General features: G+C 64.4%; 8 protein-coding genes. 5 read left to right on the top strand and 3 right to left on the bottom strand.

Translation table 11 applies throughout. The features are described 5' to 3' along the window. Window positions 1-10: 10 nt before the first annotated feature. The 5 genes from tsaE to trxA all read left to right on the top strand — a co-directional run bounded on the left by tsaE (window position 11) and on the right by trxA (window position 9,373). Entirely contained in the window at window positions 11-1,531 is a 1,521-nt protein-coding gene (gene tsaE, locus GC125_RS02030; protein WP_151983651.1) for a tRNA (adenosine(37)-N6)-threonylcarbamoyltransferase complex ATPase subunit type 1 TsaE, read from the top strand. Further along, entirely contained in the window at window positions 1,521-2,261 is a 741-nt protein-coding gene (locus tag GC125_RS02025) for a nucleotidyltransferase family protein (RefSeq protein WP_151983649.1), read from the top strand. The genes tsaE and GC125_RS02025 overlap by 11 nt, the downstream gene beginning before the upstream one ends. Window positions 2,262-2,274: 13 nt before the next feature. After that, complete coding sequence (gene addB / locus GC125_RS02020) at window positions 2,275-5,445, top strand: double-strand break repair protein AddB (RefSeq protein WP_286165331.1); 3,171 nt, start codon at window positions 2,275-2,277, stop codon at window positions 5,443-5,445. Beyond that, the gene (gene addA, locus GC125_RS02015; RefSeq protein WP_151983645.1) at window positions 5,442-8,975 is read left to right on the top strand and encodes a double-strand break repair helicase AddA; all 3,534 of its coding nucleotides are present in this window, start codon (window positions 5,442-5,444) and stop codon (window positions 8,973-8,975) included. The genes addB and addA overlap by 4 nt, the downstream gene beginning before the upstream one ends. 74 nt (window positions 8,976-9,049) lie before the next feature. Then, window positions 9,050-9,373: a thioredoxin gene (gene trxA / locus GC125_RS02010; RefSeq protein WP_151983643.1), complete on the top strand. Its 324-nt coding sequence runs from the start codon at window positions 9,050-9,052 to the stop codon at window positions 9,371-9,373. 61 nt (window positions 9,374-9,434) lie between these two features. On the opposite strand, the gene GC125_RS02005 is transcribed toward trxA, so the two are convergent. The 3 genes from GC125_RS02005 to trpA form a co-directional block, all read right to left on the bottom strand. Then, complete coding sequence (locus GC125_RS02005; RefSeq protein ID WP_151983641.1) at window positions 9,435-10,778, bottom strand: bifunctional folylpolyglutamate synthase/dihydrofolate synthase; 1,344 nt, start codon at window positions 10,776-10,778, stop codon at window positions 9,435-9,437. 31 nt (window positions 10,779-10,809) lie between these two features. After that, window positions 10,810-11,820, bottom strand: coding sequence for an acetyl-CoA carboxylase, carboxyltransferase subunit beta (gene accD, locus GC125_RS02000; RefSeq protein ID WP_151983639.1), 1,011 nt, complete (start codon window positions 11,818-11,820; stop codon window positions 10,810-10,812). A gap of 204 nt (window positions 11,821-12,024) precedes the next feature. Continuing rightward, a complete protein-coding gene (gene trpA / locus GC125_RS01995) occupies window positions 12,025-12,864 on the bottom strand; it encodes a tryptophan synthase subunit alpha (protein ID WP_151983637.1) in 840 nt (279 codons plus the stop codon). Window positions 12,865-12,888 lie beyond the last annotated feature (24 nt).

Here is a 12,888-nt window from a genome sequence, read left to right as displayed (position 1 = left end):
AAGCAGGCGCATGGGCGAAAGGCTCCTTCATCTCGCCGACCAGCAGGCGACGGAACGGCTCGCCGAAGACATGGCGGTCATGCTCCGAGCCGGCGACGTGCTCGCGCTATCGGGCGAACTGGGCGCCGGCAAATCCACCTTCGCGCGGGCCTTGATCCGCGCGGTTGCGGACGATCCGGATCTCGACGTGCCGAGCCCGACCTTCACGCTCGTACAATCCTACGAGCTGCGCCTGACGATCGCGCATTTCGATCTTTACCGGATCACGGACCCGGATGAACTCGCAGAGCTCGGCTTCGACGAAGCCATCGCAACCGGCGTGGTGCTCGTCGAGTGGCCCGAGCGCGCCGGTCACATGCTTCCGGAAGGTGCGGTCCGCCTGACGATCGCGGAAGGTAAAACAGCTGACGCGCGAACAGTACGTATCCAGGCGCCAGACCAGGTCATCGCGCGCATCGACCGGACCCTGGCTGCGCGTGCCTTCCTCGACGCATCGGGTTTTGAAGGCATCCAGCGACGCTTCTTGCTCGGAGACGCCTCGAGCCGGGCCTATGAGCGCCTGGTGGACCATGGCGCATCGCCTTCCATCCTGATGAATGCACCCGCTCAGCCCGATGGCCCCGTCATCAGGGATGGCAAGCCCTATTCGCGGATCGCACATCTCGCCGAAGACGTTCGCCCCTTCGTTGCCATGGCCAAATGGCTGAAAAGCGAAGGCTTCAGTGCGCCCGAAATACGCGCCGAAGATCTGGAGCAGGGTTTTCTCGTCGTTGAGAATCTTGGCTCCGAAGGATTGCTTGACGCATCGGGCGCCCCGATCGAAGAACGCTACACTGCCGCCGTTGAAGCACTCGCGCATCTGCACGCCACCTCGCTTCCGGCCGCATTGCCTGTGGGGAACGGGACATATCATTTGCCGGCTTACGATATCGGAGCAATGCAGATCGAAGTCGAGCTTTTGGTGGACTGGTATCTGGCGCATGAGCGTGGATCGCCACCGTCTGCCACCGAACGAGAAGACTACATCACGCTCTGGCGCAAAGCGATCGCCTCGCTCGATGGCAACGAGACCCATGTCGTCCTGCGCGATTACCACTCGCCGAACCTGATCTGGCGCGCGGACCGTGACGGCGTCGACCGGTTGGGCATCATCGATTTCCAGGACGCTATGCTGGGGCCGACGGCCTACGACGTGGCCTCGATCGTGCAGGATGCCCGCGTCACTATCGAGAAGCCGATGGCGGATCGGCTGGTGGATGCCTATGTGGCGGCACGGCATGCACTGGGCTCCTTCGACGAGACCGCGTTTCGAAGGGCGCTGGCCCTGATGCAGGCGCAGCGCGCCTCGAAGATCCTCGGCATTTTCGTTCGCCTCAAGCAGCGCGATGGAAAGCCGGGTTATCTCCGCCATCTGCCCCGCATGCGTGCCTATCTGGCGGAGGCTTTGTGCCACCCCGATCTCGCACCGTTGCGCGCATGGTATGAGGGGGCAGGGGTCTTGGGCGAGACGGAACAGCCACATGGCGGATAAGGCTGGCAAGCGCGCGATGATCCTCGCAGCCGGGCTCGGCACGCGCCTTCGCCCGCTGACTTTGACCACGCCGAAGCCGCTCGTGCCCGTCGCGGGGCGGCCGATGATCGACTATCTCATCGATCTCCTGAAGGCCGATGGCATCGACCATGTCGTCGTCAACGTTCATCATCTGGCCGATCAGATGGAAGCGCATCTCGCGCCTCTCATGCCATGGGTGACGATCTCCGATGAACGGGAGCGCCTGCTGGATTCGGGTGGCGGTGTCGTCAAAGCGGCGCACCTGCTCGGCGCGGCGCCCGTTCTCCTTATCAATGCGGACAGTTTCTGGCTCGAGCCGGCGGATGCGGGCGAGTCGAACATCGCTCGCCTCTGGTCCGCCTTCGACCCTGATACGATGGACATGCTGATGCTCCTGGCCGAACCGGGCCAGAGCACGGGTCACGAAAAGGCCGGCGGCGATTTTGTCGTGCGGAGCGATGGCCGGCTATCCCGGTACCGCGAAGGGCTGGCCGATCCGCTGATCTACTGCGGTGCCATGATCCTGCATCCGCGGCTGTTGCAGGACGCGCCGCGCGAGCCCTTCTCGCTGAACCGGTTTTTTGATGCGGCCATTGCAGCCGGTCGGCTGCATGGAATCCGGCTAAATGGTCACTGGTTGACGGTGGGAACGCCCGAGGCAATCGGTGCCGCGGAAGCCGCCATTGCGGATTTTTCCGTCACGCGCTGATATGGCTGCAACCATGCAGAAGCGTCTTTTCACGATTCCCCCCGGTGCGCCGTTCCTGCGCATCCTCGCCGAAAGCCTGTGCGCGGGCGATCTTGTACCGGGTTTTCGCTATGACCCGACCGATCCGCTATCGCTGGCGCGGGCGACGATCTATCTGCCCACAAGGCGCGCCGTGCGGTCGTTGCGCTCCGAATTCGTCGACGTCGTCGGAACGGGCAGCGCCATCCTGCCGACTTTGAAGGCGCTCGGCGAGCTGGATGAGGATGGCGGCTTCTTCGAGGCCGAGATGCCGGCGACACTCGATCTCGCGCCGTCGATCGGATCCGTCGAGGCGGTGCTCGAGCTTGCAAGCCTGGTGGAACGCTGGAAAGCGGCATTGCCGGCGGCACTCGGCGATGGCCGTTTCGATTCGCTGGTCGTGCCTGCAACGCCTGCCGATGCGGTTTGGTTGGCGCGCGATCTGCGCGATCTCATCGATGCCATGGGCACGCATGGCGGAGACTGGGCTGCGCTCGATGCTCTGGAAGCGGCAGATTTCGGCACCTGGTGGCAGCTGACGCTCGAATTCATGAAGATTGCCCGCAGCTTCTGGCCGGCGCGGCTTGAAGAACTCAGCCGGTCCGATCCGGCGCTGCACCGAAATGCCGCCATGTCGGCCGAAATCGCGCGCATGCTCGCAAATCCGCCGGACGGGCCGGTCATCGTCGCCGGTTCGACCGGTTCGATCCCAGCGACGGCCGACCTCATCGCCGCGATTGCGAAGCTGGAGCAGGGCGCTGTCATCTTTCCCGGCCTCGATCTCGGCATTGCCGAGGACATCTGGCCGCTGGTCGGAGGAGAGGCCGGGCTGCTGTCCGACCCGGCGGTCGCAGCCCATCCGCAATTCGGTCTCAGCCGTCTCCTCGACCGCCTCGACGCAGCGCGTGAGATGGTGACGCCGCTCGGCGATACGTCGGACAGGGTTGCCGAGCGGAACCGACTGGTTTCGACAGCGCTGCTGCCCGCCCAGGCCACCGATCACTGGCATGGGGTCGGCGCGATCGATCCTGCCGCCTTCGAAGGCGTGTCGGTCATCGAAGCAGGCGGCGAGCGCGAAGAAGCAACGGCTCTGGCGGTGGCGATGCGGCTGGCGGCGGAAAATCCCAAACAGCGCGTGGCGCTCGTCACCCCGGATCGCAATCTTGCCCGCCGCGTATCGATCGAGCTTCGCCGTTTCGGAATTGAAGCCAACGATTCCGGCGGCTTGCCGCTGTTCTCGACGCCTCAGGGCACGTTGCTGCGGCTCTTGCTCGACACCGTCATGGAACCGGGAGATCCGGTCGCGCTGACGGCGCTGCTCGGCCATCCGCTCGCCCGCTTCGGCATGGAGCCGGACGAAAAGCGCCGGGCAGCCAGCATTTTCGAGCGCATCGCCCTGCGTGGCACGCTTGGCGATGTCGATGTCACCGCGTTGACGGCGCTGCTGGATGCGGAGGCTGCGACCCGGTCGGAGCGCCGACACCAGCCTGCATGGCGACGGCGGATCTCCGATGAGGACATCGCTGCCGCCCGCGTGATGACGCGGCGCGTCGAAGCGGCGGTGGCGCCGCTTGCCGGCCGCTTCGCTCGATTCTTGACGAGCCGCCGCACCGATGCCGCCCCCGGACGGCTAACCATCGCGCAATGGGCTGAACTGACCGCGCGGGTCCTCGAAGATGTCGCTGCCGATGACCGGGGCGAACTCGGCAATCTCTGGGGCGGCGAGGCAGGCAACAAGCTGGCGGGTCTCTTCGCGGACCTGATCGCGGCACGAGCCGAGATTTCCGCGGACGGCACCGACTGGGCCGATATTGCAGCCGCGTTCCTCGCCGGCGAGGTCGTGAAACCGGACGTGACGGCCCATCCACGCATCTTCATCTGGGGTGCGCTCGAGGCACGCCTGCAGGATGTCGACACGCTGCTGCTGGCCGGCTTGAACGAAGGTTCCTGGCCGCAACGGCCGGGCCAGGATCCGTTTCTGTCGCGGCCGATGAAGGCGTCGATCGGGCTTGAGCCGCCCGAACGGCGGATCGGTCTGGCTGCCCATGATTTCCAGATGGCGCTCGGGGCAGAAAACGTCGTTCTCAGCCGATCGACCCGCTCCGGCGGCGCGCCGACCGTCGCGTCGCGCTGGCTGCAACGGCTGCTTGCGGTTGCGGGTGAGACCGAGGCGGCTGCGATGCGCCTCCGCGGAGCGGAGATACTTGCGCAGGCAGCGCTTCTCGATCGCCGCAATCCAGTGCCGCAGGCATCACGGCCAGAACCGCGTCCGCCCCTGGAAGCCCAGCCCAAGCGCTACTCCTTCAGCGAAGTGAAGACGCTGCGGCGCGATCCCTACGCCATCTATGCCCGCAAGGTGCTGCGTCTCGACCCCTTGGCCGAGCTCATTCGCGATCCGGGCGTGGCCGAGCGGGGAACGCTCTATCACGAGGTTTTGGAGACATTCATCAGCCGCTGCCCCGACATCGATCATCCCGATGCCGATCTGCTGCTGGCAAGCATTGCCGACGAGTGCTTTGCCGCCCAGCGCCTGCCGCATCACGTCGAGGTTCTGTGGCGCCCGCGCTTCGATCACGTGGCGCGCCACTGGTTGGATTGGGAGAGGCAGCGAAACGGAGAGATCGCCGAGCGCCATACGGAGCTGCACGCTGAAATCCCGGTTCGGCAAACCGGCGTCCTGCTGTCCGGTATCGCCGACCGCGTCGACCTGCGCGAAGATGGCACGGTCGACATCATCGACTTCAAGTCGGGTACGGAGCCATCGCGAAAGCAGGCACGAATTCTTCTCGACCCGCAATTGCCGCTCGAGGCCGCAGCCCTGCTCGATGGCGGCTTCAAGCGGGTCGGGCCACGAACGCCGAACTCGCTGAAATATGTGCGCCTTAAGCCCGCCGACCGGTTGCTGGTGGACGAACTGGAGGGCAAAGACCGCCGGGGCGCCAATTCCGCGGATGACGGCACGCATATGACCGCGGCCGATCTCGGGATGCAGTCGCTCGATCGGTTAGCCGGCTTCGTAGCGGTCCTGCAAATCGGCAGGCGTGGCTTCGCTTCACGCATCATCCCCGCCAAGGCCCGCGAATACGGGGGCGAGTACGACCATCTCGCGCGTGTCGCAGAGTGGGCCAATGGCGACGCCGACGATGACGAGGGCGGTGAGGCATGAGCGAGCCAGAGACTCTCTACGATCTCCATTGGACCTCGCGGCAGCAGGCGCGCGCCTCCGATCCGCGCGCCTCCGCCTGGGTGGCGGCCAATGCCGGCTCGGGAAAGACGCATGTGCTGGCCGAGCGGGTGATCCGCCTGCTTCTCGCCGGCGCGCGCCCCTCTGGCATCCTGTGCCTCACCTACACCAAAGCAGCGGCGGCGGAGATGTCGAACCGCGTTTTCTCACGCCTGTCGAAATGGACGTCGTTATCCGACGAAGCGTTGGCAACGGAGTTGCACAAGCTGGAAGGGCAAACGCCCGATGCCATCAAGCTGAGCGCGGCCCGTCGTCTTTTTGCTCGCGCGCTTGAAACGCCGGGTGGACTGAAGATCCAGACCATCCACGCCTTTTGCGAAGCGCTGCTGCACCAGTTTCCGCTGGAAGCCAACGTTGCCGCGCATTTCGAGGTGATGGATGACGGCGAGTCCGCCACGCTTCTTGCCGAGGCCCGACGCTCCCTCCTGAGCGCAACGACGATCGAAACCGAGGCGGACCTGGCCGCTGCCTTTCAGCGCATCCTGGAAGCTGTCGGCGAGTTCGGGCTTGATGAACTGCTGGACGGTCTGATCCGGCAGCGAACGCTCATCGGGCGGTTCCACGATGCGGCCCGCGCCGGCGCCGGCATCGATGCGGAACTGCACAAGCGCACCGCGATCGATCCGCAGGAGACGGAAGAGACGATCGCCCAACGCGCCTGGCCGCTCCATGCGTTTCCTGCCCGTCTGCTCGATCTGTTCGAAAGCGTCGCCCGATCGGGCAAGGCCGCTTCGCCGAAGAAGTTCGTCGAGAGTTTGAAATCCGCGGCACAGCAGGCGCCTACCGAGCGCTACGCGGCGCTGGTCCAGTGTTTCCTGACCAAGGACGGCTCACCGCGCTCCACCCGCAACGTCGCGAGCGCGGACATCGTCGCTTCCATCCCCGATATCGAGGAGCTACTGGCTGAGGCGACGGCCGAGATCGTCGCTGTCAAGGACAGGTTGGCGCTCTGGCGCATGCTGGAACTGACCAAGGCGGCGCATGTGCTGGCAGCGCGGCTGCTTTCCGACTACGAGCGGCTGAAGCGCCAGCGCGGGCGGCTGGATTTCGACGATCTGGTCGAGCGCGCGACGGCGCTTCTCGGCCAAAAGGGCGCGAGCGCGTGGGTCCATTACAAGCTGGACCAGGGCATTGACCACATTCTGGTGGACGAGGCCCAGGATACGAGTCCGAGGCAGTGGACGATCGTCGGGCGGTTGGCTGAGGAATTCTTTGCCGGCGAAGAACAGCAGCGGGTTCCGCGGACCTTGTTCGCCGTCGGCGACGAGAAACAGTCCATCTATTCCTTTCAGGGCGCGCGACCCGAGCGGTTCCGCGAGGAAGGGCGTCATGCAGCGAGCAGGGCCACGGCATCTGCGCGGCAGTTCGAGAATGTGGCTCTCCGTCAGTCATTCCGCTCCACGGCAGATGTCCTCGATGCGGTAGACGCCGTTTTCGCCGAGGCCGACCACAAGCGCGGCCTCGGCGATCATGACGAGCTGATCAAGCATAGCACGGCGCGGGGCAGCGATATGGGCCGGGTCGATCTCTGGGAGATGATCGGCAAGGACAAGCGCCTCGACGACGAGGATTGGACTGCCCCCTTCGACGACACGCCTGAAAGTGACCCGAAGGCGCAGCTTGCGCGTCGCGTGGCTGGCACGATCCGGCAATGGGTCGCGCGCGAGACGATCATGACGAAGAAGGGGCCACGCCCGATCGCGGCCGGCGACATCCTCGTGCTGGTCCGCAAGCGCGACGGCTTCGTCAACGCGCTGTCGCGAGAACTGAAGAAAAGCCCGACAGTGCCGATCGCCGGCGCGGATAGGCTGAAGCTCGCCGATCATATCGCGGTGAAGGATCTGATTGCTCTCGGTCGAGCGATCGTCCTTCCGGATGACGACCTGGCCTTGGCAGCAGTGCTGAAATCGCCGCTCTTCGGCCTGTCGGAAGACGATCTGTTCGCGCTCTGCCACGAACGTGCCGGCAATCGGGGCGTCTTTGACGCCTTGTGCGAGCATGCCAACCGGCAAGTCGCGCCGTTCGATCGCGCGTTCGCACGGCTTGAGCATTGGCGGCAGACTGCGCGTGAACTGTCGGTCCATGACTTCTATGCCGAACTTCTCGGTCCTGGTGGCGTGCGGGCAGATTTCCTCGCGCGGCTCGGCCACGAAGCCGCGGATCTGCTCGACGAATTCCTGTCCTTCGCGCTCGACCATGAACGCACCGGTTTGCCCGGCCTTGAGGCATTTCTTGCCGTGCTGGAGGCTCAGTCGCCGGAGATCAAGCGGGAGATGGAGCAGGGGCGCGACGAAGTGCGCGTCATGACCGTTCACGCATCGAAGGGTCTCGAGGCGCCGATCGTGTTTCTGGTCGATTCCGGCGGCGCGGCGGTGCAGGCAACGCACGTCCCGAAACTGCGCGAGATGGGCGGCGAGGCGCCGCAGCCGATCCTCTGGGTCCCGGGCAAGGACTACGAGAACAGCCTGACGCGGACCATAAGGCAGTCGCTCGAAGCCTCCGCCGAGGAAGAGTATCGCCGTTTGCTCTATGTCGGACTGACCCGGGCGGCCGACCGTCTGGTCGTGTGTGGTTATCACGGCATCAACGCCCCAAGCGGCGCCCACTGGCATTCGATGGTCGCAAGCGCGCTCTCGAAGAGCGAGAAGGCGCAAAAGATCGAATTCTCTGCAGGCGATCAGCAGTGGAGCGGGATGAGTTTCGGCGGCGAGGTGGAGCCTGCGATCAGCAAGGACACCAAAACATTGTCCGGGTCGCACTCTTTGCGCGACCTGCCGGTGGTGCTGCAGCGGCCCCTGCCGCCGCCGGCTCGGCCGCCGCGTCCGCTCGTTCCATCCGGTGCAAGCGCCATCATCGACGGCGCTGACGACGGCGGCACCGTCCGCTCGCCGCTCTTCGATCGGTCGGACAGCTCCGGAAAAGGGGCCGCCGAAGGTCTCGAACGCGGTCGCATGATGCACCGCATGCTGCAGATGCTGCCGGCGATCGATGCGGAGGACCGCGAAGCCGCCGCGTATCGCTATATCGAGCGTGCCGCGCCGCATCTGGACGAGGAAGCCGCGAGCGCTCTTGCCGCCGAAGCGCTCGCCATTTTGCATGATCCGCAATTCGCCGAGGTTTTTGCGCCGGGCAGCAGGGCCGAGGTCTCCGTCATGGGCACCGTGCGTCTCGCCGGGCGCGACCATGTGGTTTCAGGCCGGCTCGACCGCATGGTGGTGCTGCCCGATCGGGTTCTGATCATCGACTACAAGACGAACCGGCCGGCGATCCAGCGCATCGAGGATGTGTCCTTTGCCCATCGCGCGCAGATGGCGCTCTATCGCGACCTGATAGCGCCGCTTTATCCGGGCCGGACCGTCTCTGCAGCGTTGGTGTTCACCCAGGCGCCGTCCATCATCGCCCTTCCGGGCTCCGTGCTCGACGCAGCGATTGCCGAACTCACGACAAAATGAGATACCGCACGTTGAAAGCTTGCGCGCCGATGCGCACATTGAGCTCAACGAAAACGCGATGAAGGAGTGCCTTGATGGCAACCGTCACAGTCGACAAGAATAATTTCCAGGCCGAGGTTCTCGACAGCGCCGAACCGGTCGTGGTCGATTTCTGGGCCGAATGGTGCGGCCCTTGTAAGATGATCGCACCGAGCCTCGAAGAAATCTCCAATGAGATGGCCGGCCGCGTAAAGGTCGCCAAGCTGAACATCGACGACAATCCGGAACTGGCAGCCCAGTACGGCGTGCGTTCGATTCCGACGCTCGCCATGTTCAAGGGCGGCGAAGTCGCCGACATCAAGGTTGGCGCATCGCCGAAGACGGCTCTGTCTTCCTGGATTTCCGGCGCCGTTTCCTGATCTTGAGGAAAATTCGAGACTTCGATGCCCGGTTCGAAAGAGCCGGGCATTTTTCGTTCGTTCAGTCCGGAAGCGTGCCGTTGAGGTCGAGTGCCTCGCCGACCAGGTAAAGCGAGCCCCCAATCAAAACCCTCGGCGCGTTTTCGCCATCGGCGAGCCTGCCAATACGGTCGAGCGCATCCACGATGTCCGACACCGGCTCCGCGGTCAGGCCCGCATCGATCGCGTCGTCGGCGAGCACCAGCGGATCGAGAGCCGCGTCCGAATTGGCGATCGCGACGGTGAAGACCGACTTCGCCAGGCCCTTGAAAGCACTGAAATAACCGATCGGGTCTTTCGTCGAAAGCATCCCGACGACGAGATAAAGCGGCCGGGGGTTGCGTTCTTCCAGCGTGGCAAAGGCTTCGGCAATCACTTGGCCGGCACCGGGATTGTGTCCGCCGTCCAGCCAAAGCTCGCTGCCCTTCGGGAGCGAGTCGAGCAGATGGCCCTCGGTCAACCGCTGCATGCGCCCGGCCCATTTGACGCCTGTCAGCCCTTTTTCGATCGCGTCGTTGTCGACGAGAAACCCGGCGGCCTTCACCGCGCGAATGGCGGCCCCGGCATTGGCATATTGATGCCGGCCGACGAGTCGCGGCAGCGGCAGGTCGACCAGGCCGAATTCATCCTGGTAGACGAGCCGGCCATGCTCCTCATGGGCAAAGAAATCCTGCCCGAAGATCGTGGTCGGGCAGCCCTGCCGCTCGGCAATCGCGACGAGCGTCTCGCGTGCCGCATCTTCTTCCTGATGTCCGATGACCACGGCGCAGCCGCGTTTCATGATGCCGGCTTTTTCCGCGGCGATCAGTTCCACGCGGTCGCCGAGATAGGCTTGGTGATCGAGCGAGATCGGCATGATCAACGAAACCGCGGGCTTGGCGATCACATTGGTCGCATCGAAGCGTCCACCGAGTCCGACCTCGATGATCGCCACATCCGCCGGATGTTCGGAGAAGAGGACGAAGGTCACCGCCGTCAGGATCTCGAAGACCGTGATGGTCGCACCGCCATTGGCCTCGGCAACGCGGCGCACCGCATCGGCGAGTATGGCATCATCGACCAGCGCGCCGGGTTCGCCGATGGGGCCGGCCATGCGGTAGCGCTCATGCCAGCGCACCAGATGCGGCGACGTGTGAACATGGACGCGAAGCCCGGCGGCCTCCAGGATCGAGCGGCAGAAGGCGGATGCAGAGCCCTTGCCGTTGGTGCCGGCGATATGGATGACCGGCGGCAGCCTGTCCTGCGGGTTGCCGAGCTTGGCGAGCAACGCGCGGATGCGGTCCAGCGACAGATCGAAGCCCTTCGGGTGAAGGGCCAGAAGCTTGTCGATTTCTTGAGCTGCGGTCTCAACCGGTGCCGTCGTCATGAATGCACTCCTCGGGCGTCCGGCGGGCGGTTCAGTTCGCCGCCGGCGTTGCCTCACGGCGCGCATCGACCAGCGGGGGCTTGGCCCGCGCCGTGCCTGGATCGTCAAGGATCTGGACGATCGGGTCGCTGCCGCCGGTGCCGTTGAGCGCGATGCCGTTGCCGGTCTCTGAGATCTCCGGCTTTTCGAGTGCCGGCTGGTTGAGCATCATGCGGAGCAGCCGTCCGACCGTCGACGGGATGTCGTGACGATGGGTGACCATGTCGACCATGCCGTGTTCGAGCAGGTATTCCGATGTCTGGAAGCCTTCCGGCAGCTGCTCGCGAATGGTCTGAAGAATGACGCGGCGGCCGGCAAAACCGATCTCGGCGCCCGGCTCGGCAAGGTGAACGTCGCCGAGCATTGCGTAGGAAGCCGAAACGCCGCCCGTCGTCGGGTTCGTCAGAACGACGATGTAGGGAAGGCCCGCCTCCTTGAGCATTTCCACCGCAACAGTGGTACGCGGCAGCTGCATCAGCGACAGGATGCCTTCCTGCATGCGCGCGCCGCCCGATGCCGGGAACATCACCAGCGGGCAATGGCGCTTCACGGCCATTTCGAAGGCGGCGATGATCGCCTCTCCGGCGGCCACTCCGAGCGAGCCTGCGATGAAGTTGAAGTCGTGCACGCAAGCAACCGCCTCGATGCCGCTGACCTTGCCGATGCCGGCAACGATCGCGTCGTCGAGCTCGGTCTTCGCTCGGTGCTCGCGCAGCCGGTCGACATACTTCTTGGTGTCGCGAAATTTGAGCGGATCCTGCGGCACCTTCGGTGCTGGAATGAGCTCATAGGCGCCATCGTCGAAGAAATAGCCGAGACGCGCCTTGGCCGAAATCTTCATGTGGTACCCCGACGAGGGGATGACCCACTGATTGCTCTCGAGATCCTTATGGAAGACCATCTCGCCGGTCTCCGGACACTTGATCCAGAGGTTCTCGGCGACCTCTCGGCGGCCGAACATGGAGTTGATCTTCGGCCGGACGTAGTTGGTGATCCAGTTCAAGCGAATGGCTCCTGAAGTCTAGAGCGCTTCCAGGTGAAGTGGATACCGGTTCACCGTCGGAAACGCGACAAATCAAAAACTTAGAGCCGTTGAGCGATTCGAAGAAACGCGAAACTGCTCTAGAGCGCTTCCAGGTGAAGTGGGTACCGGTTCACCGTTCGGAAACGCGACAAATTACTCGAAGTCGCTTCCGATATGGGAAGCCTATTCGGCCGCGTCCAGACGCGCGGTGCGAACGCCGGTCGAGAGGCCGCGCACCAGCGTGGCGACGCTTTCGACGGTGTCTGCTCCGGCGCGACCTTGCGCGTCCAATGTGTTCGCAATCTGATTGACGATCGCCGTGCCGACGACGACCCCGTCCGCAGCCATGCCGATCCGTCGCGCATGTTCCGCCGTCTTCACGCCGAAACCGACGCAGACGGGAAGGTTGGTATGCGCCTTGATGCGGTTGACCGCCTCGCCGATGCCGGACGGATCGGGCAGGGCCGAGCCGGTGATGCCGTTCATCGAGACGTAATAGACGAAACCGGAGGTGTTGCGCAGCACCATCGGGAGGCGCTTGGCATCCGTGGTCGGCGTGGCCAGGCGAATGAAATTGACGTCCTTGGCGAGCGCCGGCAGGCAAAGCTCGTCGTCCATCTCAGGCGGCAGATCCACGACGATCAGCCCGTCGATGCCCGCTTCCAGCGCGTCGTCCAGGAAGCGCTCGACGCCGTAGCGATAGATCGGATTGTAGTAGCCCATCAGCACGATCGGCGTCTTCTGGTCGGTTTCGCGGAAGGCGCGGGCGAGGTCGATCGTCTTCGCCAGCGTCTGGCCGGCGTCCAGCGCACGGCGTCCGGCCATCTGGATTGCCGGGCCATCCGCCATTGGATCGGAAAACGGCATGCCGAGCTCGATGATGTCCGCACCGGCGCGCGGCAGCGCCTTCATGATGTCGAGCGAAGTCTGGTAGTCCGGATCACCACCCATGAAATAGGTGACGAGCGCCGGGCGCCCTTCAGCCTTCAGATCGGCAAACCGTTGGTCCATGCGTGCGGTCATTGCGTCGGTACCGTTTTTTGCGAC

This window comes from Rhizobium sp. EC-SD404 (genome assembly GCF_902498825.1).
Lineage (GTDB): Bacteria > Pseudomonadota > Alphaproteobacteria > Rhizobiales > Rhizobiaceae > Georhizobium.
The sequence above is the reverse complement of the archived record's forward strand: the minus strand, read 5'-3'. Positions and strand labels throughout refer to the sequence as shown.

Excerpts from the sequence above, each read along its gene's own strand:
- tsaE (WP_151983651.1), top strand. The coding sequence starts at position 11 with ATGGGCGAAAGGCTCCTTCATCTCGCCGACCAGCAGGCGACGGAACGG.
- GC125_RS02025 (WP_151983649.1), top strand. The coding sequence starts at position 1,521 with ATGGCGGATAAGGCTGGCAAGCGCGCGATGATCCTCGCAGCCGGGCTC.
- addB (WP_286165331.1), top strand. The coding sequence starts at position 2,275 with ATGCAGAAGCGTCTTTTCACGATTCCCCCCGGTGCGCCGTTCCTGCGC.
- addA (WP_151983645.1), top strand. The coding sequence starts at position 5,442 with ATGAGCGAGCCAGAGACTCTCTACGATCTCCATTGGACCTCGCGGCAG.
- trxA (WP_151983643.1), top strand. The coding sequence starts at position 9,050 with ATGGCAACCGTCACAGTCGACAAGAATAATTTCCAGGCCGAGGTTCTC.
- GC125_RS02005 (WP_151983641.1), bottom strand. The coding sequence starts at position 10,778 with ATGACGACGGCACCGGTTGAGACCGCAGCTCAAGAAATCGACAAGCTT.
- trpA (WP_151983637.1), bottom strand. The coding sequence starts at position 12,864 with ATGACCGCACGCATGGACCAACGGTTTGCCGATCTGAAGGCTGAAGGG.